The sequence below is a fragment of the Actinophytocola sp. genome (assembly GCF_049647105.1).
Taxonomy (GTDB): Bacteria; Actinomycetota; Actinomycetes; order Mycobacteriales; family Pseudonocardiaceae; genus Actinophytocola.
Window position 1 is genome coordinate 17,779 of sequence record NZ_JBARWZ010000219.1, and the last position, 25,107, is coordinate 42,885.

The following is a 25,107-nucleotide window of genomic DNA, read 5'->3' on the forward strand; positions in this document are numbered from 1 at the left end:
AACCCCCATACGTGGCGCCGGTGCTCAACTTCTCACTCACCGGTCTACCCCTCCCATCACCGGGTCGATCGACGCGATGGCCGCGATGACGTCCGCGACCAGCCCGCCCTCGGACATCGCGGGCATCGCCTGCAGGTTCACGAAGCTTGGCTCGCGCACGTGGACCCGCATCGGCCGGGTGCCGCCGTCGGAGACCACGTGGTAGCCCAGCTCGCCGCGCGGCGACTCGATCGGCACGTAGACCTGGCCGGGCGGGACGTGGAAGCCCTCGGTCACCAGCTTGAAGTGGTGGATCAGGGCCTCCATCGACTGGCCCATGATCTTGCGGACGTGGTCGAGCGAGTTGCCGAGGCCGTCCGCGCCGAGCGAGAGCTTCGCAGGCCAGGCGACCTTCTCGTCGTCGACCATCACCGGGCCCGGCTCGAGCTTCTTCAGTGCCTGGTTGATGATCCGCAGCGACTGGTGCATCTCCTCGACACGCAGCAGGTAACGCGCGTACGAGTCGGCCGCGGTCGAGGTCGGCACCTCGAAGGTGTAGTCCTCGTAGCCCAGGTACGGCTCGGTCTTGCGCAGGTCCCACGGCAGGCCGGCGGACCGCAGGATCGGCCCGGTGATACCGAGCGCGAGGCACGCGTCGACCGGCAGGTACCCGATGCCCTTGAGGCGGTTCTTCCAGATCGGCTGGCCGGTGAGCAGCTTGTCGTACTGGGGCAGCCGCTCGTTCATGGTCTTGAGGAACTCGCGGACCTTGACCTCGTAGCCCTCCGGCAGGTCCTGCGCGAGGCCGCCGGGGCGGATGAACGCGTGGTTCATCCGCAGGCCGGTGAGGAACTCCAGCAGGTGCAGGCATTCCTCACGCTCGCGGAAGCCCGCGGTCATGGCGGTCATCGCGCCAAGCTCCATGCCGCCGGTCGCGAGCGCGACCAGGTGCGAGGAGATGCGGTTGATCTCCAGGAGCAGGACCCTGGCGACCTGCGCACGCGGCGGCGCCTCGATGCCGAGCAGCTTCTCCACCGCGAGGCAGTAGGCGGCCTCGTTGGACAGCGGCGCGAGGTAGTCCATGCGCGTCACGAACGTGACGCCCTGGGTCCAGTTGCGGTACTCGAGGTTCTTCTCGATGCCGGTGTGCAGGTAGCCGATGACCAGCCTGCCCTGCGTGACCGTCTCGCCCTCGAGCTCCAGCACCAGCCGCAGCACGCCGTGCGTCGACGGGTGCTGCGGACCCATGTTGATGACGATGCGCTCGTCGTGGATGGCGTCGTCGAGCGCGGTGTCCCAGTCGCCGCCGGTGACGTTGTAGATCTTGCCCTCGGTGGTCTCCCGCTCGACGGCGTACGCGCCACCGTCGTCCCGGCCACTGTCGGGGGCGGTGCCGGTGGTGACGTCGCTCAGATTCTCGGTCATGATTGCGCCTCCGCGGGAGGAAGTACGTCGGCGGTCACGATTGCGCCTCCGCGGGAGGAAGTACGTCGGCGGTCATGAGTACGACCTCCTCTGATCCGGCGGGGGAATCTCCGCGCCCTTGTACTCCACGGGGATGCCGCCCAGCGGGTAGTCCTTGCGCTGCGGGTGGCCGTCCCAGTCGTCCGGCATGAGGATCCTGGTGAGCGCCGGGTGTCCGTCGTAGACGATCCCGAACATGTCCCAGGTCTCGCGTTCCTGCCAGTCGGCGGTCGGGTAGACCTCCACGACCGACGGGCAGTGCGGCTGGCCGTCCTGGTCCCCGTTCCACTCGATGGCCACCTCGAGCCGGATGCGGCGGCGGTAGGTCATCGAGGTCAGGTGGTAGACGGAGTGCAGCCGCTGCGGCACGTCCGCGCCGTAGTCCACACCGGACACCGAGCTGCACAGCTCGAAGCGCAGCGCCGGGTCGTCGCGCAGCATCTGGCACAGCCGCACGAGGAAGGCCGGGTCCACGTAGTAGGTGATCTCGCCGCGGTCGACGGTCACCTGGCGGATGGCCTCGACCGGGATGCTCCGCTCCCGCATGGAGGCGAGCAGCTGGTCGGTGAACTCGTCGAACCAGCCGCCGTAGGGCCGCTCCGCGGGTGCCGCGACGTGCGCTGGCAGGCGCAGACCGCCGAAGCCGGAGGTGTCACCGGAACCGGAGACGCTGAACATGCCCTTGCGGGCCTTGCCGCTCACGCGTGCCTCGGCGGGCTTGGGCAGCGCGTCCTCGGTGGTGGGCCGCAGCTCCTCGGACGCGGGCCGCTCGGCCTCCGAGCGCGGCTCGCCCGCGGCGGGCGTGCCAGCCGGCGGGTTGTCCGGGGTGGTGGGTTCGTCGTCAGCCGCCATCCTCAGCCCCGCCCCCACCCGCTCATCGAAACGCTTCGCGTCGCTGTGTTCATTTCGTAGCTCACTTCTTCGCGTACTTGACGGAGGAGGCGACCAGCTCGGTGCGCCTGCCCTCGGCCTCGCGCAGCGCGGCGCGGCGGGCGTTGATCGGCTCATCGGCGATCTTCGCGTGGAGCTTGAGGATCGCGTCGAGGAGCGCTTCGGGGCGGGGCGGGCAGCCGGGCAGGTACATGTCGACCGGGACGATGTGGTCGACGCCCTGGACGACCGCGTAGTTGTTGAACATGCCGCCGGACGAGGCGCACACGCCCATGGCGAGCACCCACTTGGGCTCTGCCATCTGGTCGTAGATCTGACGCAGGACCGGTGCCATCTTGTTGGTCACCCGGCCCGCGACGATCATCAGGTCGGCCTGGCGGGGCGTGGCGGAGAAGCGCTCCATGCCGAACCGCCCGATGTCGTAGCGCGGGCCGCCTGTCGTCATCATCTCGATCGCGCAGCAGGCCAGACCGAAGGTGGCCGGCCACAGCGAGTTCTTGCGTCCCCAGTTGACCAGCTTTTCCAAGCCGACCAAGAGGATGCCGTTCGGGAGCCGCTCTTCGAGTCCCATGTCCGCCTCCCGTCAGTTCCAGTCGAGCCCGCCGCGCCGCCACACGTATGCGTAGGCGAAGCCGAGCGTCGCGATGAACAAGAAGATCTCCACCAACCCGAACAGCCCCAGCGCGTCCGCGGAGACGGCGAACGGGTAGAGGAACACCATCTCGATGTCGAACAGGATGAAGAGCATCGCCGTCAGGTAGTACGCCACCGGCACCCGCCCGCCGCCGACGACCGGCTGCGGGGACGGCTCGATGCCGCACTCGTAGGCCTCGAGCTTCGCCCGGTTGTACCGCTTCGGCCCGACCAGTGGACCGAGCAGGGCGGAGAACACCGCGAAAGCGGCCGCCAGTACGAAGAGCAGGACCAGTGGGAGATAGCTTCCCAGCCCCGCTGAGACGTTCTCGTTCTGTGCTACAGATGTGCTGACAGCTGCGAGTGACACCTTCGCCGTCCTTTCCCCGTGAGCGGAGCCTGCGGAGCTCACCATGCGCGCCGCTCGTCGGGCACCCTATGGGTCTCTCCGACGCCGCCGCCGGTTAGGCATGCCTAACCCTGGCTTGTGAAAATCTTCACAAGCTCCCGCGTGCTCGTTGTGAAGCGCTTCACAAGACCGAAGCTCAGTGTAGGACTTCGGTGATTCGCGTGTAACACGGGATGCGCAACCCGGATCCACAGCACCGAATCCGCGGTGCCCCGGACCGTGGACATGACAGAAGGGGCGTCCCGCCCGCACGGCGGAACGCCCCTTCCAGGAAAAGGCCTAGTCCGAGTTCAAGTAGTACAGCAGGCGCAGGATCTCCAGGTACAGCCACACCAGCGTGGTCATCAGACCGAACGCGGCCAGCCACGCGTACCTGGACGGCATGCCCGCGCGGATCATCTGGTCGGCCATGTCGAAGTCCAGCAGGAAGTTGAACGCCGCGATGCCGATCACGACGATCGAGAAGATGATCGCCATGGTGCCGCCGTCACGCAGGCCCATGTTGACGCCGAACATCGACATCACCAGGTTGATCAGCATCAGGCCCGCGGCCGCGACCGTGGCACCGATGATCCACTTGGTCAGCTTCGGGGTGACGCGGACGGCGCCCGTCTTGTAGACGACGAGCATCACGATGAACACCAGCGCCGTGCCGAGGATGGCCTGCAGCGCGATGCCCTCGACGAACGACTCGAAGACGCCGGTGATGGCGCCGAGGAAGACACCCTCCGCCGCCGAGTACGACAGGACGAGACCCGGCTTCGGCATCTGCTTGAAGATGATGATGAGCGACAGCACGAGGCCGACGATCAGGCCGATGATCATCGGCGGGTACGGGCTGACCGCACCGGCCAGCACGGCCACGGCCGTGATGACCCCGGTGACCAGCGCGATGCCGAGCGTCAACGCGGTCTTGGTGACCACGTCGTCGACGGTCATGGGTCGCTCACCCGTGGTCGGCGGCGCCTGGTAGCCGCCATATCCCGGCATGTTCGCCTGCGGCTGGGTCTGGAAGCCCGCGTAGCCGCCGCCGACCCCGCCCTGAGGCAAGTTCCGGAACGCGGGATTACTGGTAGAACGCACCTGTTCCTCCTGGGCCTGATGGCTCCTGCACCGGGTTCAACGACCTACCATGCCGGTCGGTTCCCGGACGGTAAAGCGGACTTTACCCGCTAATACGTGATCGTTATGTCGAACCCCTCGACGAACACTAACCGCATCGGACTAACCCGGCCCGGCGTCCCCCAATAGTGGGACTACTCTCCGTTAGCCTTACCGAGGATCACGGGAGGACGTCATGAGCCGGCGCTGGGGCCCGATCGTCACCGGGATCGCGCTCACGCTGACGTTCCTGACCCTCGTGGTCCTCGGCACCCTCGGGCCGGACCGCCCATCGCGGGCCGGGGAGGCGCAGGGCACCGCCCCGCCGCCGGACTGGCTGCGCAAGCTCCGCGACGGCGAGAAGCCGCCGCAGTTCGTGCTCTTCTCCTTCGACGGCGCCGGGTCGCACGAGCACTGGCAGCGTGTCCTGCCGCTCGCCCGGAAGGTGGACGCGCACGTCACCGGCTTCCTGTCGGGCATCTACCTGTTGCCGGACCACCTGCGTGGCGAGTACGCGGGACCGGGCCACGGGCGTGGCCGCGCGTCGATCGGCTTCGGCGGCACCGACGCCGAGGTCGCCACCCGCATCAGTGACCTGAACACCGCCTACCGGCAGGGCCACGAGATCGGCACCCACTACAACGGACACTTCTGCGCGGGCAACGAACCGAGCGGCGGCCGGTGGTCCCAGGCCGACTGGACCTCGGAGCTTGACCAGTTCTTCACGATCATGCGCGGTGCGGCGGCCAGGGGGCTCGTGGTGCCGGAGAACTCGATCAAGGGCGGCCGGGTGCCGTGCCTTGAGGGCGACCCTCGGCGGTTCCTGCCCACCATGGGCGAGCGCGCGATGACCTACGACACCAGCCTCACCACCGAGGGCATCGCATGGCCCGAGCTTCGGGACGGCGTGTGGGAGTTCTGGGTGCCCGTGGTCCGGGTGCCCGCGCTGTCCGGCAAAAAGGCGATCATGATGGACTACAACCTCTGGTACTCGCTGAACGGCGCGAAGGAGGAGCCGGGCCGCGACGCGGAGTTCACCTCGGTCACGCTCGACACGTACCGGGCCGCCTACCAGGCCGCGTACAACACCAACCGCGCCCCGCTGACCGTCGGGAACCACTTCAACGACTGGTCGGGTGGCGCGTTCAGCCGGGCAACGGAACAGTTCATGCAGGAAGTCTGTATACGCCCCGAGACGGTGTGCGCCACGTACACCGAAGTCATCAAGTGGATGAAACTGCAGGACCCCTCGGTCCTGGACACCTACCGGACGAAGCCACACGCTCAGGTGTCGTAGCGGAAGGAGCTTGCCATGGCGACCTACCTGGTGACCGGCGCGACCGGTCTGATCGGGCGGCACTACGTCGCGGAGGTCCTGGCGAGGCCCGACACCGAACGGGTGTGGGTGCTGGTGCGCGAGCGCTCCCAGGACCGGCTCGCCGAGGTGGCGCGCGCCTGGCCTGCCATGGACAAGGTGCGCAACCTGATCGGTGACGTGCGGGCGGAGCGGCTCGGCATCACCGACGAGCAGGTCGCCGAGCTGACCGGGACCGTCGACCACCTCGTGCACCTCGCGGCCCTGTACGACATCTCGGCCGACGACGAGGCGAGCATCGCCGCGAACGTCGACGGCACCACGCACGTGCTGGACCTGGCCGCCGCGCTCGACGTCGGCTGCCTGCACCACGTGTCGTCGGTGGCCGTCGCCGGTGACTACCGCGGCCGGTTCACCGAGGAGATGTTCGACGCCGGCCAGCGCCTCGTCACCCCCTACCACCGCACGAAGTTCGAGTCCGAGCGGCTGGTGCGGTCGCAGACAGAGGTGCCGTGGCGGATCTACCGGCCCGCGATCGTGGTCGGCAACTCGGTCACCGGTGAGATGGACAAGATCGACGGGCCGTACTACTTCTTCCCCGCGCTGCAGCGGCTGTCGGCGGTGCCCAGCGTGCCGGTGGTGTTCCCGGACATCGGCGACACCAACATCGTGCCGGTCGACTACGTGGCGAAGGCCATGGCGCACCTGGTGGCCGCGCCGGGACTCGACGGGCACGCGTTCCACCTGGTCAACCCTGCCCCGCAGTCCGCACGCAGTGTCTACGACGCGTTCGCGGCCGCCGCAGGCGCGCCGGTCTCGACCGTGGAGCTGGGCGCGGGTCTGGCGAAACCGCTGGTCGGCCTGGTGAAGCTGGCCGAGCACGTGCCGGGCGTGACGATCGCGCGGGACGCCGTGCTCGACCGGCTCGGCATCCCGCCGGTACTGCTGTCCACGCTCACGTTCGCACCGGTCTTCGACTCGGCGCAGACCCGTCTCGCGCTCGCCGACTCCGGTGTGGACACCCCGCCGCTCGAGGACTACGCGGACGTGCTGTGGCGGTACTGGCGCGAGCACCTCGACCCGTTCCGGGCACGCAGGCACGGCCAGCGCGGTGAGCTGGACGGCAGGCGCGTGGTGATCACGGGCGCGTCGTCGGGCATCGGCAGGGCGACCGCGCTGAAGATCGCGGAGGCGGGCGGTGTGCCGCTGCTGGTGGCGCGCAGGCAGCCGGAGCTGGAAGAGGTCCGCGCCGAGATCGCCGCGGCGGGCGGGCACGCGTTCGTGTACCCGTGCGACCTGACCGACGACGAGTCGGTGGCGAAGACCGTCGCGCAGATGCTGGCGGAGCAGCCCGGCATCGACATGCTGGTCAACAACGCGGGCCGGTCGATCCGGCGGTCCGTTCAGCTGTCGTATGACCGCATGCACGACTACGAGCGCGCGATGGCCATCAACTACTTCGGCGCGGTGCGGCTCATCCTGGCGCTGCTGCCGCACATGATCGAGCGCCGGTTCGGGCACATCGTCAACGTGTCGTCGATCGGTGTGCAGGGCATCGCGCCGAGGTTCTCGGCGTACGTGGCGTCGAAGGCGGCGCTCGACTACTTCTCCAGGATCGTCGCGACGGAGACCCACGGCGCCGGGATCACCTTCACGACCGTGCACATGCCGCTGGTCAGGACCCCGATGATCCGGCCGACCAAGATCTACGACGCGTTTCCGACGAAGTCGTCGGAGCAGGCAGCGGACATGGTGATGGAGGCACTGCTCAAGCGCCCGAAGCACGTCGACACGCCGACGGGCCGGATGATCTCCGCCGCGTACACGGTGGCCCCCGGCCTGGTCGACGCGATCGCCTACCAGGGCTACCGGATCTTCCCGGACTCGACCGCGGCTGGCGGCAGCGGGCGGATGAAGATCGGCAAGGGCGACCGTCACCTCGGCGCGGCCGCGATGGCACTGGCCCGGCTGACGAAAGGCTTCCACTGGTGATCACCGGACTGCACACCATCGTCTACGCGGACGACGCGGAGAAGGCACGCGCGTTCTTCCGTGACGTCCTCGAACTGCCCAGTGTGGACGCAGGCGACGGCTGGTTGATCTTCCGGGCGCCACCCACGGAGCTGGCGATTCACCCGGCCGAGACCACGGGCACGAACGAGCTCTACCTTATGTGCGACGACATCGAGGTCACGATCGCCGACCTGACCCAAAAGGGTGTCGAGTTCACCGGCCCGGTCACCGACCAGGGGTGGGGCCTGCTGACCACGCTGCGCGTGCCGGGCGCGGGCACCCTGGGTCTGTACGAGCCGAGACACCCGGTCGCCATCCGTCCATAGTGGACTCCCTGTAATCGGATCTGTTGCGGGACGTGGCGAGCCGAGTACGGTTCGGTCATGGCAGCTGTCGATGACCGCGATCCAGCAGGTTTCACCGTGGTGCGCCACGGTTTCGACCGTGAGCAGGTCAGACAGCGCGTGGACGAGCTGGCGGCGACACTCGAACGCGCGGCGACGGAACGCGCCGAGGCGACGGCCCAGGTGGCGGAACTCCGGGGCGAGCTGGAGATCGCGCGCCGGGAGATCACCGCGCTGAACGAACGCCTGGATTCCCAGGGCGACGACGAAAGCGCCGCGCGTCTGCTGGCGGTGGCGAAGTCGCAGGCCGCGGAGGTGACCAGCCGGGCGAAGGCAGCGGCCGAGCAGGCCTGGGCGGCCGCGGAGAAGGCGTCCACAGAGCTCCGAGACCAGCAACGGGCCATGCTGGCGTCGCTGGAGCAACAGCACGAGGAACTCAACCGCACGCACAAGTCGATGCTCGCGTCGGCGAAGGCGCAGTCGGAGAAGATGACGTCGGAGGCGGAACGCCACCAGGAGGCCATCGACAAGGCCGCCGAACGCGACCGCATCAGGATCGACCGCGAGTTCTCGGAGTCGATGACCACCAAACGCGAGGCCCTCCGCCGCGAACTGGACACGGCGAGGAAGGACAGCGAACGCGAGGTCACCACCCGCCTCGCCGCCGCCGACCAGGAGGCCCGCCGCCGGGTGGACGCGGTGTCGGCGCAGGTGAACGAGCTGATGTCGGTACGCGGGCAGCTGAGCAACCGCCTGCGCGAGACCAAGGAACTACTCGACCAGAGCGCGTCGCTGCTGGAACCGGTGGAAGGCGAGTCGGAGGTGGAGGAGCTCAAGCCACCGGCAAAGGACAAGCGGGCCGTCCCCCCACAACGCCAGCCGGCCAAGACGCTGACACACGAGGGCCCAAGGTAAACGCACTGAAGGACGGCCACCCCGTGCACGACCAGACCACGGCCGCGGCCCCCCGAAATCCAGCGTAGACGGCAGCACCGACAAAGACCGGACGGCAAACCGGCCCAATGGGACTCTCACGCCATTCCGTACACCCGATCCACCGGAATCCGCACCACCATCCGCTGATCAGCCACCATCGCGGCCCGGTACTCGGCCCAGTCCGGATGCTCTCCCCCGATGGCCCGGTACACCTCCACCAGCTCATCCACCGTGGCGTCGTCGGCCCGCGTGGCGACGGGCGTCAGGGAGGCCATCCCTTCAGCCACCACGTAGGCCCGGAAATCCGGCGCACACACGTAGAAACTGGCTCGTGGGTCCCGAAGCAGGTTCTTCGTCTTCGCCCGCCCCGCGGTGACCGACACCCGGATCACCCCGGACGCGAACGTGTAACTCACGTTGGACAGCTGTGGCCGCCCATCCCGCTTCAGCGTGGTCAGCACGCCCTGGTGACGCTCACCGAGCAGCGCGAACAGTCGTTCTTCCATGCCGCCATCATGTCAAGCGGCACGCGCGGACACCGATGCGCACGTCTCGAGGATCAGCGACGCGACCTCGGACGGCGTGTCGATCATCGGTATGTGCCCCGCGCCGCGCAGCCACACATGCCGGGCCCGTGGCAGCACCGCCGCCGCCCGCCGTGCCTGCCGGGGCCACAGGATCCGGTCCCGCGTCCCCCATGCGACAGTCACCGGCACCGACGGCGGGGGTGAGGCGTAGACGTAGTCCCGGCCGGCCGCCGCCACCAGCTCGAACCCGGCCGATCCGACCATCGAAGCCAGGTCGGCCAGCATGATCTCGGCGGTCATCCGGGACGGGTGCCCGTACAGGAAGCTCGCGGTCGCCATCCGGAAGAGACGGTTGCGGATGATGGGTGTGAGCAGCCATGACGGCGACCGCCCCGACAGCCTCATCATCGTCAGCACCCGCAGCGCCCATGCTCGGTCACGTGCTGTCCAGAACCCGGCGGGCGCCAGTGCCGTTGCCGAGGACACCAGCCCTCGTGACGCCAGCTCCAGGCTGATGACGGCCCCGAGCGAGTTGCCTGCGACGTGCGGCCTGCCAAGGCCCATGTCCTCGAAGATGTCCGCGCACGCCTGCACGGCGTTCGGCATGTCGTAGCCTCGGCCGTCCGGCAGCAGCGGCGACTTGCCGAAGCCCGGCAGGTCGACCGCGATGACGTCGTGGCGGTCCGCCAGCGCGTCCAGCACCGGCTCCCACGCCTGCCAGCGGTGCCCGATGCCGTGGAGCAGCACGAGCGGGCTGCCGTTGCCCCGCCGCTCGAACGCGACCTCGATGGGTTGCCGGGCCATCCGTCACCTCCACTTGAATGTTACCGCGATTAACAGTAACTCAGTACTCGTCGTGAAGTCGCCACCAACTTCCCGGACTGTCGGTGCCATGACCCGACTCCTCCCACGCCTCCTGCCTGCCGAACGGGGTCAGGTCGAGGTAGCGCAGGGCGCCTACCAGCAGGTCACCGCCCCGGCCCGTCGTGAAGTAGGTCCGGTACACCGCGTCGCCGTCGCGCAGGAACACGCTGACGCCGAACCCCTTCCCCGCACCGCAGTCGGCCGCGAAGGTCGACCCCTGCGTCGAGTACCAGGGCACGGTCCAGCCCATCCGCTTCCGGAACGGCTCGCTCTCCTCCAGCGGCGCCGGCGCCGTCACCACGAGCGTCGTGTCGCGGGCGTTCAGCGGCGCGGGGTGCGGCAGGTGATCCACCAGGAACGCGCAGCCGGGACAGCGGTGCTGGTCGCCGGGGAACATCATGAAGTGGTAGGTGATCAGCTGACGCCTGCCGTCGAACAGGTCCAGCAGGGTCGCCTCGCCGCCGGTCGACCGGAACACGTACGAGGTGTCCCAGGCGACCATCGGCAGGCGGCGCCGCTGGGCGTTCACCTTGTCCAGCGCGCGCAGCGCGGCCTTCTCCTCGACCAGCAGGCTCTCCCTGGCGACCGCCCATTCCTCCGGCGACACGACCGAGGGCAGCGGGGCGTTCACGACCGCAGCCACTCTGGCATGGCGGCCGGGAACCGCGTCCGGAAGTCGACGACCGCGGCCCAGTCCGGGCGGACGGCGATGCGTTCCATGACCACGTCCCGCGCACGAAGCTCGGCGAAGTACGCGTCCGCCGCCGCCGGGGGCATGCCTTCGCGCATGTAGGCCTCGTACTCCGGCACCACACCGTGCACCTCGGTGACCTCCGCGTCGCCGCGGAGTCCCAGCATCTCGGGCGGCTGCTCGTCGGTGTCGAAGGTGAGCGCGACCCTCGGGTTGACCCGCAGCGCGCGGCCGCGGGCCGACGGCGCGAACCCGCCCATCACGACCTCCTCGCCGGTCCAGGCAAACAGCACTGGCACGACGCGCGGGGTGCCGTCCAGTGCCACGTACGCGAGGCGCAACGGGCTGAGCGCGGCCAGCCTGCGCCGGGCGACGTCGGTGCCGAGCAGGCGCAGATCGCCCTGCTCCAGTGTGTCGTTCATGCCGTGATCTCCTTGAGGTGAGCGGCGAGGTCCGCGAAGCACTCCTGCCAGCCGCCGACGTGTCCGTCCCGTTCGGCCACCGTGCGGAAGATCGCCTGATGGAAGGTCATCTCGGTCTTGCCGTCGCGGTCGGAGAAGGTGACCGTGACGAGCGTGTCGTGGTCTGGTGTCCCCTTGGGCTCCTCCCACGAGAAGCTGAACACGAGCCGTTCCGGCGGGACGATCTCGTGGTAGACGCCCCGCGCCCAGTACTCGGTCACGCCATCGGTGACGCAGGTGCGCCACCGGCCGCCCTCCTCAAGCCGGATCGTGCAGGACGAGGCGCTGAAGTCCTTGGGGCCCCACCACTTCGCGAGGTGGTCGGGGTTCGTCCATGCCTCGAAGACGAGCTCGCGCGGCGCGTCGAACAGCCGGGTGATGGTCAGGTCGGTCACTTTTCCGCCTCCCCGGAGGCCAATGCGCCCGTTGCGAAGCACGCATTCGGATTCGGCCCAGTGCCCTGTCCAGGCGGATACGGCACGATTCTCGACGGCCCCGCCGCCCGCCGGCCGCGTTGCCGAAAGGCCCAAGTACAACCCGGTACGAGGACCTTTCGGCGCCTTGCCGGCGAACACCGGGATCCACCGATAACCACACCAATCCACCTGGACGGGGCACCAGCGGTCGGCACAGAGGGAGTCATCGGTCCTTCTTCTTCCGCAGTTCGCGGAGGTGGTCGTCGAGCCGGTCGAAACTGTCCTCCCAGAAGCGGCGGTACTCGGCCAGCCAGTCGGTCACCTCCTTCAGCGGCGCCGCTTCCAGGCGGCACGGCCGCCACTGCGCGGTGCGGGTCCGCGTGATGAGGCCCGCGTGTTCGAGGACCTTCAGGTGCTTCGAAATCGCCGGGAGGCTCATCGTGAACGGTTCGGCCAGCTCGGTGACCGTCGCTTCGCCGCCCGTGAGCCGCGCCAGGATGGCGCGCCGGGTGGGGTCCGCCAGCGCGGAGAACGTACTGCTCAGAGGATCCACTGGCCGCCTCGTTCAACCGATCAGTTAATTAACCTACAGGTTGAATGTAGCCGCCGTGTCAACCCCGCCGGATCGACGCTTTCCGACCCCGGAGTCCATAGCGGAACGCAATTGTTCATGTATCCTCCGTGTTCGCACATACTCTCACCTGCATAAATGCAAACGTTGCCAGAGAAATTGTGCGGAATGAGAACACACTGCGTATCAGTGCAATTGCTGGGAGTCGCCAGGAACGGGCGAGAAACGTCAGATAGCTGTGCCCCCGACCGGATTCGAACCGGCACTCCACCCCTTTTAAGGGGGCTGCCTCTGCCAGTTGGGCTACGGGGGCAGCCGCAGCCTAGGACGTGATCACACGGCTACGGACTGGTTTTCGGAAAATCCTTCCGCTGGCCCAATCCGGGTACGCCAGTTGGCTCTACCTGCACTCGGCTGGTTAAGGCTACCTGGCGGTGTCTGTCGAAAAGCGTGGGTCAGCTTCGTGACACCCGGTCGAACTCGGCTCGCGGATTGTTGATCTGGCCCATCGAGATGACCTCGCGGCGTAACAGTCCACTCAGTAACCAGTCGGCTACTACGCGAAATTTCCGGTTGAACGTGGGGACTCGCGCGACGTGATAGCCGCGGTGCATGCCCCACGCGACGAAGCCCTTGGCCTTGACGTTGTAGACGTCCGCGACACCCTTGTGCAGACCGAGACTCGCCACCGAGCCGACATTCTTGTGGAAGTAGTCCTTTGGCTGCTTGTCCCGCAGCACAGCCACGATGTTCTTCGCCATCCGGTTCGCCTGGCGGACCGCGTGCTGCGCGTTCGGCGCGCACAGCGCGGCCGGGTCCTCCTCGATGCGTGACAGGTCCGGCACGGCCGCGTTGTCTCCCGCGGTCCACACGTCCGGCAGGCCATCGACCCGCAGCGTGGGCGTCGCCTTGAGACGGCCGCGCTCGTCGAGCGGCAGGTCCGAAGTGGCGAGCACCGGGTTGGCCTTCACACCGGCGGTCCAGACGATCGTGTCGCTGTCGAACTCGGTGCCGTCCGAGAGCATCACGTGCCCGTCCTCGAACGACTTCGCCAGCGTGGACAGGTAGACCTCGATGCCGCGCTTCTCCAGCTGCAGCACCGTGTAGACACCGAGGCTCTCGCGAACCTCCGGCAGGATCCGGCCCGCCGCCTCGACCAGCACCCAGCGCAGGTCCGACGGTTCGATGTTCTCGTAGTACCTGGTCGCGAACCGGGCCATGTCCTCGAGCTCGGCCAGCGCCTCGATGCCGGCGAACCCGCCGCCGACAAAGGTGAACGTGAGCAGCTTGCGGCGCAGCTCCTCGTCCACAGTGCTCGCCGCGGCATCCAGCTTGGACATCACGTGGTTGCGCAGGAAGATGGCCTCACCGATGGTCTTGAACGCGATGCCCTGCTCCGCGAGGCCGGGGATCGGCATCAGGCGTGCGACCGACCCGAGCGCGACCACCAGGATGTCGAACGCGACCTGCTCGCGGTGGCCGTCGGGCGCCTCGATCTCGACGCAGCGGTCCGCGTGCGAGATCTTCGTGACGCGCGCGGTGAGCACGTGGGAGCGCTTGAGTGTCTTGCGCAGCGGCACGACCACGTGGCGCGGCTCGATCGCACCGGCCGCCGCCTCTGGCAGGAACGGCTGGTAGGTCATGTGGGGCTGCGGGTCGATAACGGTCACGGAGGCCTCGTTGCCCTTGAGCTTCCGCTGAAGCCCCAGGGCCGTGTAGAGGCCGACGTATCCGCCGCCCAATATCACGATCCGCTTCGGTTGCGAAAGTCCTCGACCCATATGTCCATGGTGTCACCCTGACCTCCGCAACGCCCAGCCCCCCGGCTGTGACAGTGCTCGCTGTGGTGCCCCGCACACCTACTTCACACGCTGGAGCCGGACGATCAGCACCACGACCCCGGTCAGCCCGACCAGAGCGAGCACCTCGATCACCGGCTGGGTCCGGCCGGTGGGCAGCAACGCGATCAGCACCACCATGGCCGCCGTCACCGCCTGGACCAACAGGAACCGCAGCGCGGTCGACCGCAGCGCACGCAGATGCACGCGACCGGACGCGGGCACCACGCCCGCGAGCCCGCACGCCACGTGGAACAGGTGCACGAGCGGGATCATGACCAGCACCCCGGCCCGGACCGGGTCCCCGTCGACGAGCGCGAGCAGCACCGCGGCCACGACGACCACCGCGGCGGGCGCCGGCGACGCCGGCGCGTAGGCGGACGCCAGTACGGCGGGCAACAACAGGACGAGGGTGCCGTTCGTGACGCCCTCATGAAGCGGCACGAACAGGATCGCGGCGCCGACCACGAGGATCACGACACGGAGCAGGTACGCGGGCGCGCCCTTGCCGAGGATCAGCGCGTCCCGTTTCATCGCCGCCGCCCCCGGATCCGTCGCAGGATCGCCGCGACCTGTCCGCCGCCGTCCCACGGGACGACGACCACGCCGTGCTCCTCCATGGCACGCAGGCGCATCCGGTGCTCGGCACGCACGATCGACACCACCGGCACGCCCCACGGCGTCGTCTCGTCCGGCACCAACTCGGCGGGCAGCAGGTCGACGGCGAGCACCAGCCGGTCGCGGCGGGCGAGCCGGACGGTCAGGTCAACCAGCTGGTCGTCGAGGAACGGCGACAGCACCACGACCGTCGCGCCCCGTGGCACCTGCGCGTGGTTGAGCACGGGATCGCCGCTGCCCGCGACGCGGCGCGCGACGTGCACGAGCTGGTGGCGGATCCGTTCCAGCTGCCGGTGGCCGGACCCGGCGGACGCGCCGCCACGCGGATGGCCGAGGTCGATCAGGCCGACGCGGTCGCCGTGGCGCAGGTACGCCGCCGCGATCGAGGAAGCGGCGCGGACCCCGAGGTCGAGGCTGCCGCCCTTCCGCACGTCCATGCCGACCGGCCGCGCGTTCCAGTCGGCGACGTCACGCCCCACGTCGAGCCGGGTGTCGAGCGCCAGCATCAGGTCGGCGTCCGCCTCGGCGTGCCGCTCGCGGACGTGCAGCGTGCCGGGCGCGAGCGCGCCGCCGGTCGCCGCCGACGCCCGCAGCGACACCCGCCAGTCGATGCGGCGGAGCCGGTCACCCGACTGGAAGGGGCGGATGTCCCGGAGCTCCATGCCATCGCCGGGGCGGGGAGAGCGGTGCGCGCCGACGAGCCCCGCCGCACGTGGTGGCAGCGGCCCCGGCACCAGCGGCTCGATGGGCGCCAGCACCGTGTGCTGCGCCGCGATCCCGACGACCGGGCCGAACACGTGCAGCCCGTCGTGGCTCGCGAACAGGTAGTCCGGGCGCAGATAGATGCCGTGGCCCCACGCGTTCCACTCGACCCTGGTCCGCACGTCGCCGTCTTCGGCGGGCAGCAGGTGCACGGGACCGACGCCCGGCGTGGCCGACAGGGGCATGCGCAACGCGGTCAGTGCGGCGCCCTCCCCCGGCCGGACGGTCACGCCGACCACGGCGTCCTGACCGGCGGCGACGGTCTCGCCACGCGCCTCGGACACCACCTCCGGCACACCGGACGGGGTCTTCGTGAGCAGCAGGCTGATCACCAGCGGCAGCCCGACCAGCGACAGCTCGACGCGGTGGCCCACCAGGCCGACGAGCACCAGGCCGACGCCGCAGACGAGCGCGCGGACGAGCGCGTCGGTGCGCCGCCAGCCCTGGAAGCGGACCGCGCGGCGCGCCATGAACCAGGCGACGGCCTTCGGTTCGCGGATCCTCGGCGCGTCGCCGGTCCCGGTGGTCACGCCGGTTCCGGCCGCGTGGTGGCCGGCCCCGGCACCTGGTTCAGCAAGTCGGTCACGATCTGCGTGGCGGTGACGCCGGTGCTCCACGTCTCCGGCCGCAGCGTCAGCCGGTGCGCGAGCGCGGCGACCGCGCACTCCTTCACGTCCTCCGGCAGCACGTACTCGCGGCCGTCCAGGACCGCGAGGGCCCTGCTCACCAGCAGCAGCGCCTGCGAGCCGCGCGGCGAGGCGCCGACCTCGACCGCGCGGTGCGTGCGGGTGGCGCCCGCCAGATCGACGCAGTAGCGCAGCACGTCCTCGTCGACGGCGACCCGTTCGAGCGCGGCCTGCAGGTCGGCGAGCCGGGCGGCGTCGATGACCGGCGGCAGCACGGTCTCCTCGCGCTGACGGGCGAGGCGGCGGCGCAGCACCTCCGCCTCCTCGTCCGGGGGCGGGTAGCCGATGTCCAGGCGCAGCAGGAAGCGGTCGAGCTGCGCCTCGGGAAGCGGGTAGGTGCCCTCGTACTCGACCGGGTTCGAGGTGGCGAGCACGTGGAACGGGCGCGGCAGCGGGAAGGTGCGGCCCTCGACCGTGACCTGCTTCTCCTGCATGGCCTCGAGCATCGCGGCCTGCGTCTTCGGCGGCGTGCGGTTGATCTCGTCGGCGAGCAGCAGGCCGGCGAACACCGGGCCCTCGCGGAAGCTGAACTCGCGGTCGGTCGGGTCGTAGATGAACGAGCCGGTGATGTCGGCGGGCTGCAGGTCGGGGGTGCACTGGATGCGCCGGAACTGCAGACCGAGCGCCTGCGCGAGGCTGCGGGCCATCAGCGTCTTGCCGAGGCCGGGGACGTCCTCGAACAGCACGTGCCCGCCGGCCAGCACGGCCGCGAGCGCGAGCCGCACCGCCCGGTTCCTGCCGACGACGACCTCGCCGACGGCGGTCAGGACGGCGTCGGCCTCGGTGCGGATGTCGGCGGTGGTCAGCGTGCTCACAGTTCCTCCAGTCGCCGCATCAGCACGGCGAACGTCTTCGGCGGTGGCAGTTGGGCGTCGGTCGCGGTGAGCAGCCGGTGCAGTTCGGTGCCCAGCCGTTCCCTGGCGTGCGGCGTGTCCAGGTCCTGCCCGAGCACGGACTGCGCGACCCTGCGCAGGCGCGGCTGCACGCGGGACGCGAAGCGGTACTGGTCGATGGCGGACCGCTCGAGGCGCTCGGTCAGGAACGTGGCGTGCAGGGTGACAGTCGCCGAGGGCGGGTCCGGTGCCGCGGTCCAGTCGGCGTCGAAGGTGCCCGCGAGGAGGCAGCCCGCGAGCGTGAGGACGGCGGCGGGCAACGCGATGAGCAGCGCCCAGAGCAGCGGCACGGTCATGGCGTACCTCGCGGTCGCGACGACCGCGACCGCGACGACGACCGCGAAGCCGACGGAGCGTTTGAGGGTCATCGGATGGTCGCCAGGATCCGGTCGAGCGCGGCGCGGGCGTCCGCCGCGCTGCCGGGGTCGACGTCGTCGACCCCAAACCTGGCGCGCTGGTAGAGGGTGCGCAGCTCGCGGAGTGCCGCCTCGTCGGCGTTCTCCTCCGCCAGCAACGCGACCGTGAACTCGGTGGCCGTCTCGTGCGGTGCCCGTTGGTGCGCCGCGGCGTTCTCGAGCGTCACCCACGCCTCGATCACGGCGTCGCGGGGCAACCCGCCCTCCCTGGCGAGGATGTCCCGCGCAGCCGCGACGGCTTCCTTGAGCCGGAAACGCGGAATGGTGTCGACGGTCCCCTCGACGGTCTCGATGACGTGCCCGACCCCCAGCAGCCGCCGCCTGCGCAGCGCGCTGAGCACCGAGAACACCAGGGCCAGCACGAGCATGAGGATCAGCAGGCCCACCACGATCGTGCCGAGCAGCGCCGGATCGCCCTGGGAGGAGCGCGACCAGCTCACGCTCCCGCTTCCACCCAGCGGGATCGGCGGCAGCCCCAGGTAGAGCGACACGTCGTTGATCGCGCTCGGCACGGGCGACGCACCCCGCGCCGCCACGACCACGAGCAACAGCGCGGCGGCCGCGAACAACAGGGTCGACCGGTTACCCCCCATACACAACAGCATGCCTGACCCGGCACACACGGCGCGAGATGTCGATCGGATCGATACCTATCGAGTGACGGCTTTGGGGGAACGACAGCATCCTCACGTCACCCGCTCCGCCTCGTTCGTTCCACGTTTCGTGGTGTTCCGCAACACGTGGAGCGCCTCAACTTTGCGGAACACTCCTGGTCGAGCCGAATGCTTCACTCTCTGTGGCGAACCTGGCTCACGGAAGGCCCGCGATGCGCTTCGCGGCGGTCAGGACGGTTTCCACCATGGCCGGGGTGAGCCTGCCGGTGAAGGTGTTCTGCTGGCTCACGTGGTAGCAGCCCAGCAGAGTGAGCGGGGCGGGCCCGTCCAGTGGCACGGTCACGCCGTGGCCGAACCTCGGTCGTGGGGACGGGATGCGCCAGCCCGCCGTCGACAGGACCGGCAGCAGCGCCTGCCAGCCGAACCCGCCGAGCACCACGATCACGCGCAGCGTGGGCGCCAGCAGCGCCAGCTCCTCCGCGAGCCACGGGCGGCAGTTGTCCCGTTCGGCCGGGGTCGGTTTGTTCGCAGGCGGGGCGCACTTCACCGGCGCGGTGATCCGCACGCCGTACAGCTCGAGGCCGTCGCCGATGTGGGTCGACGTCGGCTGGGAGGCGAGGCCGACCGCGTGCAGGGCGGCGTAGAGCACGTCACCGGAGCGGTCGCCGGTGAACATGCGGCCGGTGCGGTTCGCGCCGTGGGCGGCGGGGGCCAGGCCGACGATCGCGATCCTCGCGTCCGGTGGGCCGAAGCCGGGGACCGGGCGGCCCCAGTAGTCCCAGTCGGCGAAGGACGCGCGCTTGACCCGCGCCACCTCCTCCCGCCACTCGACGAGACGCGGGCAGCGGCGGCAGGTGGTGACTCGCTGATCGAGGTCGGCCAGGTTCGACACTCCGCCAAGCTTGCCAAAACACGTATGGTGCGGCCATGGCAGACACTCAGGACGAGGAGCGCACCTCGCCGGAACCGACCGACGACCTCGTCACCACTTCCCACACCCTCACCACCGCCAGGGGCAAGCTCGACTACACGGCCACGACCGGCCGCGTCGTGCTGCGCAAGGAGGTGCTCACCGAAGGCAAGTTCGACGGGCACCTGCCCAAGGCCGAGGTGTTCCTCACCGCGTACACACTGGACGACGCCGACGCCGCGACGCGGCCGGTGACGTTCGCGTTCAACGGCGGGCCCGGTTCCTCCAGCGTCTGGCTCCACCTTGGACTGTTCGGCCCCCGCCGCGTCGTGTCCGGTGACGCCGGCGCCCTCGCGTCGCCGCCGTACGGCATGGTCGACAACGCCGAGTCCCTGCTGGAGCACAGCGACCTGGTGTTCATCGACCCCGTCGGCACCGGCTACTCACGTGCCGCGAAAAGCGAGAAACCCGGTGACTACCACGGTTTCGAGGCCGACATCGAGTCGGTCGGCGAGGTCATCCGCCTGTGGACGACCCGCAACGGCCGATGGCTGTCGCCGAAGTTCGTCGCCGGTGAGTCCTACGGCACCACCCGCGCGGGCGGGCTCGCACAGCACCTGCAGCAGCGGCGCGGCATGTACCTCAACGGGCTCATCCTCATCTCCGCCGTGCTCGACTTCGCGTCGCTCGACTTCACCACCGGCAACGACCTGCCGTACGTGACGTTCCTGCCGACCTACGCCGCGATCGCGCACTACCACGGCCTGCACGGCGACCGCGAGCTCGCGGACGTGCTCGCCGACGCGGAGGACTTCGCCTCCCGCGACTACCCGTGGGCCCTCTCGCGCGGCAGCCGACTGTCCGAAGAGGAGCGTGCGGCGGCGGTCGCCCGCTATGCCGCGCTCACCGGCCTCTCCGAGGACTACGTCGACCGCGTCGACATGCGGGTGGAGCACGTCCGGTTCTACACCGAGCTGTTGCGGCACCGCAGGCAGGTCGTCGGCAGGCTCGACGGCCGGTTCACCGGCTGGGACCCGGACTACGGCCGCGAGCACTGGGAGAACGACCCGGCGTCCAACGCGCTCATGGGTGCGTACACGGCCGCGCTCAACCACTACGTGCGCGCGGAACTGGAGTACCCGAACGACCTCCCGTACGAGGTGCTGAACGAGACCGCGAACGAGGCCTGGTCGTACAAGGAGTTCGAGAACTCCCACGTCACGGTGACGGACCGGCTCGGCACCGCGATGCGCACCAACCCGCACCTGAAGGTGCACGTGGCATCGGGCTACCACGACGGCGCCACACCGTACTTCGCCACCGAGCACGTGCTGGCCCACCTTCAGCTGCCCGCCGAGCTGCGGGCGAACATCGAGGTCGCGTACTACGAGGCCGGGCACATGATGTACGCCCACGAGCCGTCACGGATCAAGCAGTCGAACGACATCGCCGAATTCGTGCGCTCCGCGTCCAACCGGTGACTTCGCGCCACACTGCCAGCTAGGCTCGACAGCGATTGTCACGCATGGCGGTCGCGGTCCCCGCTCCGTTCGTGCGGCGCGGGGACCGTCGACTGCCCGGGTATCCGGCCTCGCCGACGGCTCGGCCGTGCCGATCGCCGAGGCCACGACCGGCGCCGACGGGCGCTTCGCGATCGCCCAGGTGCAGGCAGGCACCCACCAGGCACGTCTGACACCGCCGGCGGGCTGGCACGTGGCGGGTGACAACCCGCAACGTTTCGACGTGATCGCGGGTTGGTGGACCAACTTCCCCTTCACCGTCGCGCCGGACTGATCCTCCACACGACGATGGCCGCCGCGTCCGGGTGGACGCGGCGGCCATCGTCATTGTCATCGTCATCGTCATTGTCAGCCGGTCAGCGCAGGTACCTGCCGCCCTCGGTGACGGCGGCAAAGGCGTCCACGGTGCCGTGGCCGTAGAAGCCGTTGAACTCCTCGTCACCGGCGCACGTCGCGGTGAACGTGTCGTCGCGGCCCTCGTCCAGGTAGTCGACCGTGCTCGGGGTCGGGCACGGGCGCTCGAACGCGGTCTTCTCGAGCACGCGCTGCACGTCGTCCGGGTCCATGTAGACGCCGCCGCCCCGGTACTTGCCGTACTCGGACACGATCAGCGCCGCAACGCCCGTCGCGTGCGGGGAGGCCATCGACGTGCCCTGCAGGAACTGGTAGTAGCCGCAAACGTTGTCACGGCACACCTCCTGCACACCAAGCTCGACACCGTCGGGGGTGATCTCACCCGTCACCGGGTCGATCGTGCCCTCCGCGACGCCGACGTTGCGCGGGTACGTCGACAGGATCATGTTCTCGTTCGTCATGAACGCCGGCGTGCCGTAGTAGTCACGGTAGTAACCACCTGGCGCGGACACCGAGATCTGCTCCAGGCCGTAGCTGGAGTAGTCGGCCTTCGCCATCGACGGGCCGAACGCCGAGACACCGATCGTGTGCGGGCCCTCGATCGGCATCACCAGGCACGAGGCGTTGTCGATCACGCGGTCGTGTGCGTTGCCCGCCGGGAAGTTCGGGCTCGTCTCGTCGTCGTGCGGGGCGCCGTTGTCCTCGTGCTGGTTGCCGAGCGACACCACCTGGGTGACGCCCTTGCGGGAGGCGTAGTTCAGCGCGCGGGTCATGGCCTTCACGATCGTCCGCTGCTGTGCCTGCTGCTCCGGCGTGTCGGCCGGGTTGGCCTGGCAGTTGTACAGCCACGGGTCGACGAAGAACGACATGTTCACCACGTCGAGCCCGGCGTCACCCGCGTAGGTGAGCGCGTCGACCACCGGTTGCAGGAAGAACGAGCCCGAGTCCTGACCACCGCGAATGTTCACAATGGACACTCCCGGCGCGACACCGGAGATGCCGAACCCGTTGGCCGCGGCGGCGATGGTGCCCGCCACGTGGGTGCCGTGGCCGCCGTCGTCCCAGTTCGCCGGGTCGACGCAGCCGCTGAACTCGCACGGGCCGTCGACGGTGTTGCCGTTCTCGTCGACCGGGATGTCGTGTGTGAAGTTGCGGGACAGCAACTTGTCGAAGTTCGGCGCGATGTCCGGGTGCGAGCCGTCGACCCCGGTGTCGAGGATGCCGACCTTCACCCGCCTGTCGCCCGGCTGCTCGGTGCGCGCCAGGTCCGACCGCACCGAGGACAGGCCCCACAGCTGCCCGTCGAGCGGGTCCATGCCGACCGGCGCGCCCTTGCGCTTGCCGTGACGGCCCTGGCCCCGGTTCTCCTTCTCGATCGCGTCCTGGTCGGCGACCCTGCGCCCCTCGGGGCTGTGTCCGATCGCGACGGTCCTGCTCGTGTAGAGCACCTCCCGCGCCGCGCCGAGCCGGTCGGTGAAACCGTTCTCCGGCGCGGTCACCGTCAGCAGCCCGGCCGCCGCGTTGCTACGGGTCACCGTGCCGCCCGCGGCCTCGACCGCGTTCCCGACCGCACGCACGCCGGCCCCGTCGGCCGCGAGAACGCTGTACTCGACCGTCCTACCGGACAGCTCCGGCTGTGCCGAGGCGGTCGGTGCCACGACCACCGCCACGCCAAGCACCACCGGCAGCGCCAGCACCCACTTCCGTTTCACGCACTTCCTCCTCGCCGTTCACGAACTCAGGGCACGACCGATCTTTCCTCAGCGAAGTGACACGCGCTGGGATGCCCCCCACCGCGTGGCGCCAGATCGGGCACCTCTTCCGCGCAGATCTCCTGCGCTTTCCAGCACCTTGTGCGGAAACGACACCCGGAAGGTGGATCCACCGGACTCGGTACGTCACCCTCGAGGCGGATGACCTGTCGCTGCCCGCGCACGGCCGGGTCGGCCACCGGCACCGCCGACAGCAGTGCCTGCGTGTACGGGTGCATGGGGTGGGAGTAGATCTGTTCCTCGGTGCCGATCTCGACGACCTTGCCGAGGTACATGACCGCCACCCGGTCGGAAAGGTGCCGCACCACGGACAGGTCGTGCGCGATGAACACATAGGACAGTCCGAACTCGGACTGCAGTTCCCCCAACAGGTTCATCACCTGCGCCTGGATGGACACGTCCAACGCGGACACCGGCTCGTCGCAGATGATCACGTCAGGGCGCAGTGCCAGCGCGCGGGCGATGCCGATGCGCTGCCGCTGCCCGCCGGAGAACTGGTGCGGGTACCGGTTGAGGTGCTCCGGGTTGAGCCCGACCACGTCGAGCAGCTCCCGCACCTTGCCCGCTCGCGAGCCCTTCGGGGCCACTTCCGGGTGAATCTCGAATGGCTCGCCGATGATGTCGCCGACGGTCATGCGCGGATTGAGCGACGTGTACGGGTCCTGCAACACGATCTGGATGCTGCGGCGCAGCTTCCGCAGCTCCGCCCCCCGCATGGCGAAGATGTCGCGGCCCTTGTACCTGGCCGTGCCGCTGGTGGGCGGCTCGAGGCGCATCAGCACCTGCGCGAGCGTCGACTTGCCGCAGCCGGACTCGCCGACCACGCCGAGCGTCTCGCCCTTGTTCAGCTGGAACGAGACGCCGTCGACCGCGCGCACGTGCCCGACCGTGTGCTTGAACAGCACGCCCACCCGAACCGGGAAGTGCTTGACCAGGTCGACGACCTCGAGAATGGGATCCTCAGAGCCCGCTGCCTCGCTCCGCAAGCTCCGCTCAGAGCCCGCTGCCTCGCTCCGCAAGCTCCGCTCAGAGCCCGCTGTTTCGCTCCGCAAGCTCCGCTCAGAGCCCGCTGTTTCGCTCCGCAAGCTCCGCTCAGACACGGGTCACCAGCTCCTCCGCGAAATGGCACTTCGACGTCCTGCCCAGCCCGAGCCGGTGGTCCGGTGGCACGTCGACCTTGCACTGGTCCTCGGCCCGAGGGCATCGCGGGTGGAAGGGGCAGCCCGGCGGGATGTTCAGCAGGCTCGGCGGCAGGCCCTTGATCGTGTTGAGCGTCGAACCCTTCTGGTCCAGCCTCGGCAGCGAGTCCATGAGCGCCGCCGTGTACGGGTGTCCCGGCTTGCGGTACAGCGACGCCGCGTCCGCGTGCTCCACGATCCGCCCCGCGTACATCACCGCGATCCGGTCCGCGACCTCCGCCACCACCCCGAGGTCGTGCGTGATGAGGATCAGCCCCATGCGCCGCTCGACCTGGATCTCCTTCAGCAGGTCCATGATCTGGGCCTGCACGGTGACGTCGAGCGCGGTGGTCGGCTCGTCCGCGATCAGCACCTCCGGGTCCAGCGCGAGCGACATGGCGATCATCGCGCGCTGCCGCATGCCGCCGGAGAACTCGTGCGGGTACTGCCGCACCCGCCGCGCCGCGTTGGGGATGCGGACCAGGTCGAGCAGCTCGATCGCGCGGACGCGGGCCTCCTTGCGGGTCATGCCCTGACGCACCCGCAACTGCTCCTCGATCTGGAAACCCACCGTGTACACGGGGTTCAGCGAGGACAGCGCGTCCTGGAAGATGATCGCGATGCCCTCGGCGCGCACGTCGTTGCGGCGTTGTTCGTCCACGGCGAGGAGGTTCTCGCCATGGAAGCGGATCTCGCCGCCGGTGACGACCGCGGGCGGCATGTCGAGGATGCCCATGATCGCCTGCGCGGTCACGCTCTTGCCCGAGCCGGACTCGCCGAGCACGGCGAGCGTCTCGCCCGCGTCGACGTGGTAGCTCACGCCGTTGAGCACCTTCGAAACACCGTCGCGGGTGCGGAACTCGACGAACAGGTCCTCGACCTCGAGCAGCGGTCCGTCCGGCACGGCACCCGGCTCAAATGGATCCGCCAT

The 25,107-nt window shown here is 69.3% G+C and carries 27 protein-coding genes and 1 tRNA gene; 6 read left to right on the plus strand and 22 right to left on the minus strand.

Annotated elements, in window-relative coordinates; genetic code table 11:
- Positions 1-36 precede the first annotated feature (36 nt).
- The 5 genes from WBA97_RS25765 to WBA97_RS25785 form a co-directional block, all read right to left on the minus strand.
- On the minus strand, positions 37-1,404 hold the full coding sequence (locus WBA97_RS25765) for an NADH-quinone oxidoreductase subunit D (RefSeq protein WP_424233498.1): 1,368 nt from the start codon (positions 1,402-1,404) through the stop codon (positions 37-39).
- A 72-nt stretch (positions 1,405-1,476) separates the two neighbouring features.
- Positions 1,477-2,295 (minus strand): NADH-quinone oxidoreductase subunit C, encoded by an 819-nt coding sequence (locus WBA97_RS25770; protein ID WP_424233499.1) that lies wholly within the window; start codon positions 2,293-2,295, stop codon positions 1,477-1,479.
- Positions 2,296-2,356: 61 nt separating this feature from the next.
- Entirely contained in the window at positions 2,357-2,905 is a 549-nt protein-coding gene (locus tag WBA97_RS25775; RefSeq protein WP_424233500.1) for a NuoB/complex I 20 kDa subunit family protein, read from the minus strand.
- A gap of 12 nt (positions 2,906-2,917) precedes the next feature.
- Positions 2,918-3,337, minus strand: a complete 420-nt coding sequence (locus WBA97_RS25780) for an NADH-quinone oxidoreductase subunit A (RefSeq protein WP_424233501.1) — start codon at positions 3,335-3,337, stop codon at positions 2,918-2,920.
- Positions 3,338-3,655: 318 nt separating this feature from the next.
- Complete coding sequence (locus tag WBA97_RS25785) at positions 3,656-4,459, minus strand: Bax inhibitor-1/YccA family protein (RefSeq protein WP_424233502.1); 804 nt, start codon at positions 4,457-4,459, stop codon at positions 3,656-3,658.
- A 214-nt stretch (positions 4,460-4,673) separates the two neighbouring features.
- Between WBA97_RS25785 and WBA97_RS25790 the strand changes: the two genes are divergently transcribed.
- From WBA97_RS25790 to WBA97_RS25805, 4 genes are read left to right on the plus strand one after another with little or no spacing between them, the layout of a single operon-like run.
- Positions 4,674-5,774: a polysaccharide deacetylase gene (locus WBA97_RS25790; RefSeq protein ID WP_424233503.1), complete on the plus strand. Its 1,101-nt coding sequence runs from the start codon at positions 4,674-4,676 to the stop codon at positions 5,772-5,774.
- Between the two features lie 15 nt (positions 5,775-5,789).
- Positions 5,790-7,784 carry an SDR family oxidoreductase gene (locus WBA97_RS25795; RefSeq protein WP_424233504.1) on the plus strand — a complete coding sequence of 665 codons (1,995 nt, stop codon included), beginning with the start codon at positions 5,790-5,792 and terminating at the stop codon, positions 7,782-7,784.
- Positions 7,781-8,131, plus strand: a complete 351-nt coding sequence (locus WBA97_RS25800; RefSeq protein WP_424233505.1) for a VOC family protein — start codon at positions 7,781-7,783, stop codon at positions 8,129-8,131. Before WBA97_RS25795 ends, WBA97_RS25800 begins: the two co-directional genes overlap by 4 nt.
- A 57-nt stretch (positions 8,132-8,188) precedes the next feature.
- Positions 8,189-9,064 (plus strand): hypothetical protein, encoded by an 876-nt coding sequence (locus WBA97_RS25805; RefSeq protein WP_424233506.1) that lies wholly within the window; start codon positions 8,189-8,191, stop codon positions 9,062-9,064.
- A 116-nt stretch (positions 9,065-9,180) separates the two neighbouring features.
- Here the strand turns inward: WBA97_RS25805 and WBA97_RS25810 are convergent, their stop codons facing one another.
- The 14 genes from WBA97_RS25810 to WBA97_RS25875 form a co-directional block, all read right to left on the minus strand.
- Positions 9,181-9,591 (minus strand): PPOX class F420-dependent oxidoreductase, encoded by a 411-nt coding sequence (locus WBA97_RS25810; RefSeq protein WP_424233507.1) that lies wholly within the window; start codon positions 9,589-9,591, stop codon positions 9,181-9,183.
- A gap of 12 nt (positions 9,592-9,603) precedes the next feature.
- Positions 9,604-10,416: an alpha/beta fold hydrolase gene (locus tag WBA97_RS25815; RefSeq protein ID WP_424233508.1), complete on the minus strand. Its 813-nt coding sequence runs from the start codon at positions 10,414-10,416 to the stop codon at positions 9,604-9,606.
- A 40-nt stretch (positions 10,417-10,456) separates the two neighbouring features.
- Positions 10,457-11,107, minus strand: a complete 651-nt coding sequence (locus WBA97_RS25820; RefSeq protein ID WP_424233534.1) for a DUF899 domain-containing protein — start codon at positions 11,105-11,107, stop codon at positions 10,457-10,459.
- Entirely contained in the window at positions 11,104-11,589 is a 486-nt protein-coding gene (locus tag WBA97_RS25825; protein ID WP_424233509.1) for a pyridoxamine 5'-phosphate oxidase family protein, read from the minus strand. Before WBA97_RS25825 ends, WBA97_RS25820 begins: the two co-directional genes overlap by 4 nt.
- Positions 11,586-12,023: an SRPBCC domain-containing protein gene (locus WBA97_RS25830; protein ID WP_424233510.1), complete on the minus strand. Its 438-nt coding sequence runs from the start codon at positions 12,021-12,023 to the stop codon at positions 11,586-11,588. Before WBA97_RS25830 ends, WBA97_RS25825 begins: the two co-directional genes overlap by 4 nt.
- 244 nt (positions 12,024-12,267) lie before the next feature.
- On the minus strand, positions 12,268-12,597 hold the full coding sequence (locus WBA97_RS25835; protein ID WP_424233511.1) for an ArsR/SmtB family transcription factor: 330 nt from the start codon (positions 12,595-12,597) through the stop codon (positions 12,268-12,270).
- A 257-nt stretch (positions 12,598-12,854) separates the two neighbouring features.
- Positions 12,855-12,928, minus strand: a tRNA-Leu gene (locus WBA97_RS25840).
- Positions 12,929-13,070: 142 nt separating this feature from the next.
- The gene (locus WBA97_RS25845) at positions 13,071-14,396 is read right to left on the minus strand and encodes an NAD(P)/FAD-dependent oxidoreductase (protein WP_424233512.1); all 1,326 of its coding nucleotides are present in this window, start codon (positions 14,394-14,396) and stop codon (positions 13,071-13,073) included.
- 78 nt (positions 14,397-14,474) lie between these two features.
- Positions 14,475-14,987: a hypothetical protein gene (locus tag WBA97_RS25850; RefSeq protein ID WP_424233513.1), complete on the minus strand. Its 513-nt coding sequence runs from the start codon at positions 14,985-14,987 to the stop codon at positions 14,475-14,477.
- Complete coding sequence (locus tag WBA97_RS25855) at positions 14,984-16,363, minus strand: DUF58 domain-containing protein (protein WP_424233514.1); 1,380 nt, start codon at positions 16,361-16,363, stop codon at positions 14,984-14,986. The genes WBA97_RS25850 and WBA97_RS25855 overlap by 4 nt, the downstream gene beginning before the upstream one ends.
- Positions 16,360-17,334, minus strand: coding sequence for an AAA family ATPase (locus WBA97_RS25860; RefSeq protein ID WP_424233515.1), 975 nt, complete (start codon positions 17,332-17,334; stop codon positions 16,360-16,362). The genes WBA97_RS25855 and WBA97_RS25860 overlap by 4 nt, the downstream gene beginning before the upstream one ends.
- Positions 17,331-17,780, minus strand: a complete 450-nt coding sequence (locus tag WBA97_RS25865; protein ID WP_424233516.1) for a hypothetical protein — start codon at positions 17,778-17,780, stop codon at positions 17,331-17,333. The genes WBA97_RS25860 and WBA97_RS25865 overlap by 4 nt, the downstream gene beginning before the upstream one ends.
- Positions 17,777-18,421 (minus strand): DUF4129 domain-containing protein, encoded by a 645-nt coding sequence (locus WBA97_RS25870; protein WP_424233517.1) that lies wholly within the window; start codon positions 18,419-18,421, stop codon positions 17,777-17,779. Before WBA97_RS25870 ends, WBA97_RS25865 begins: the two co-directional genes overlap by 4 nt.
- A 217-nt stretch (positions 18,422-18,638) precedes the next feature.
- The gene (locus WBA97_RS25875) at positions 18,639-19,334 is read right to left on the minus strand and encodes a uracil-DNA glycosylase (RefSeq protein WP_424233518.1); all 696 of its coding nucleotides are present in this window, start codon (positions 19,332-19,334) and stop codon (positions 18,639-18,641) included.
- A 35-nt stretch (positions 19,335-19,369) separates the two neighbouring features.
- Between WBA97_RS25875 and WBA97_RS25880 the strand changes: the two genes are divergently transcribed.
- Complete coding sequence (locus tag WBA97_RS25880) at positions 19,370-20,833, plus strand: S10 family peptidase (protein WP_424233519.1); 1,464 nt, start codon at positions 19,370-19,372, stop codon at positions 20,831-20,833.
- 127 nt (positions 20,834-20,960) lie between these two features.
- Positions 20,961-21,146 carry a hypothetical protein gene (locus WBA97_RS25885; protein WP_424233520.1) on the plus strand — a complete coding sequence of 62 codons (186 nt, stop codon included), beginning with the start codon at positions 20,961-20,963 and terminating at the stop codon, positions 21,144-21,146.
- Positions 21,147-21,228: 82 nt separating this feature from the next.
- Here WBA97_RS25885 and WBA97_RS25890 read toward each other — a convergent pair whose 3' ends face one another.
- From WBA97_RS25890 to WBA97_RS25900, 3 genes are all read right to left on the minus strand, one after another.
- Positions 21,229-22,938, minus strand: a complete 1,710-nt coding sequence (locus WBA97_RS25890; RefSeq protein WP_424233521.1) for a S8 family serine peptidase — start codon at positions 22,936-22,938, stop codon at positions 21,229-21,231.
- 26 nt (positions 22,939-22,964) lie between these two features.
- Positions 22,965-23,984, minus strand: coding sequence for an ABC transporter ATP-binding protein (locus tag WBA97_RS25895; RefSeq protein ID WP_424233522.1), 1,020 nt, complete (start codon positions 23,982-23,984; stop codon positions 22,965-22,967).
- A gap of 106 nt (positions 23,985-24,090) precedes the next feature.
- Positions 24,091-25,107 (minus strand): ABC transporter ATP-binding protein, encoded by a 1,017-nt coding sequence (locus WBA97_RS25900; protein WP_424233523.1) that lies wholly within the window; start codon positions 25,105-25,107, stop codon positions 24,091-24,093.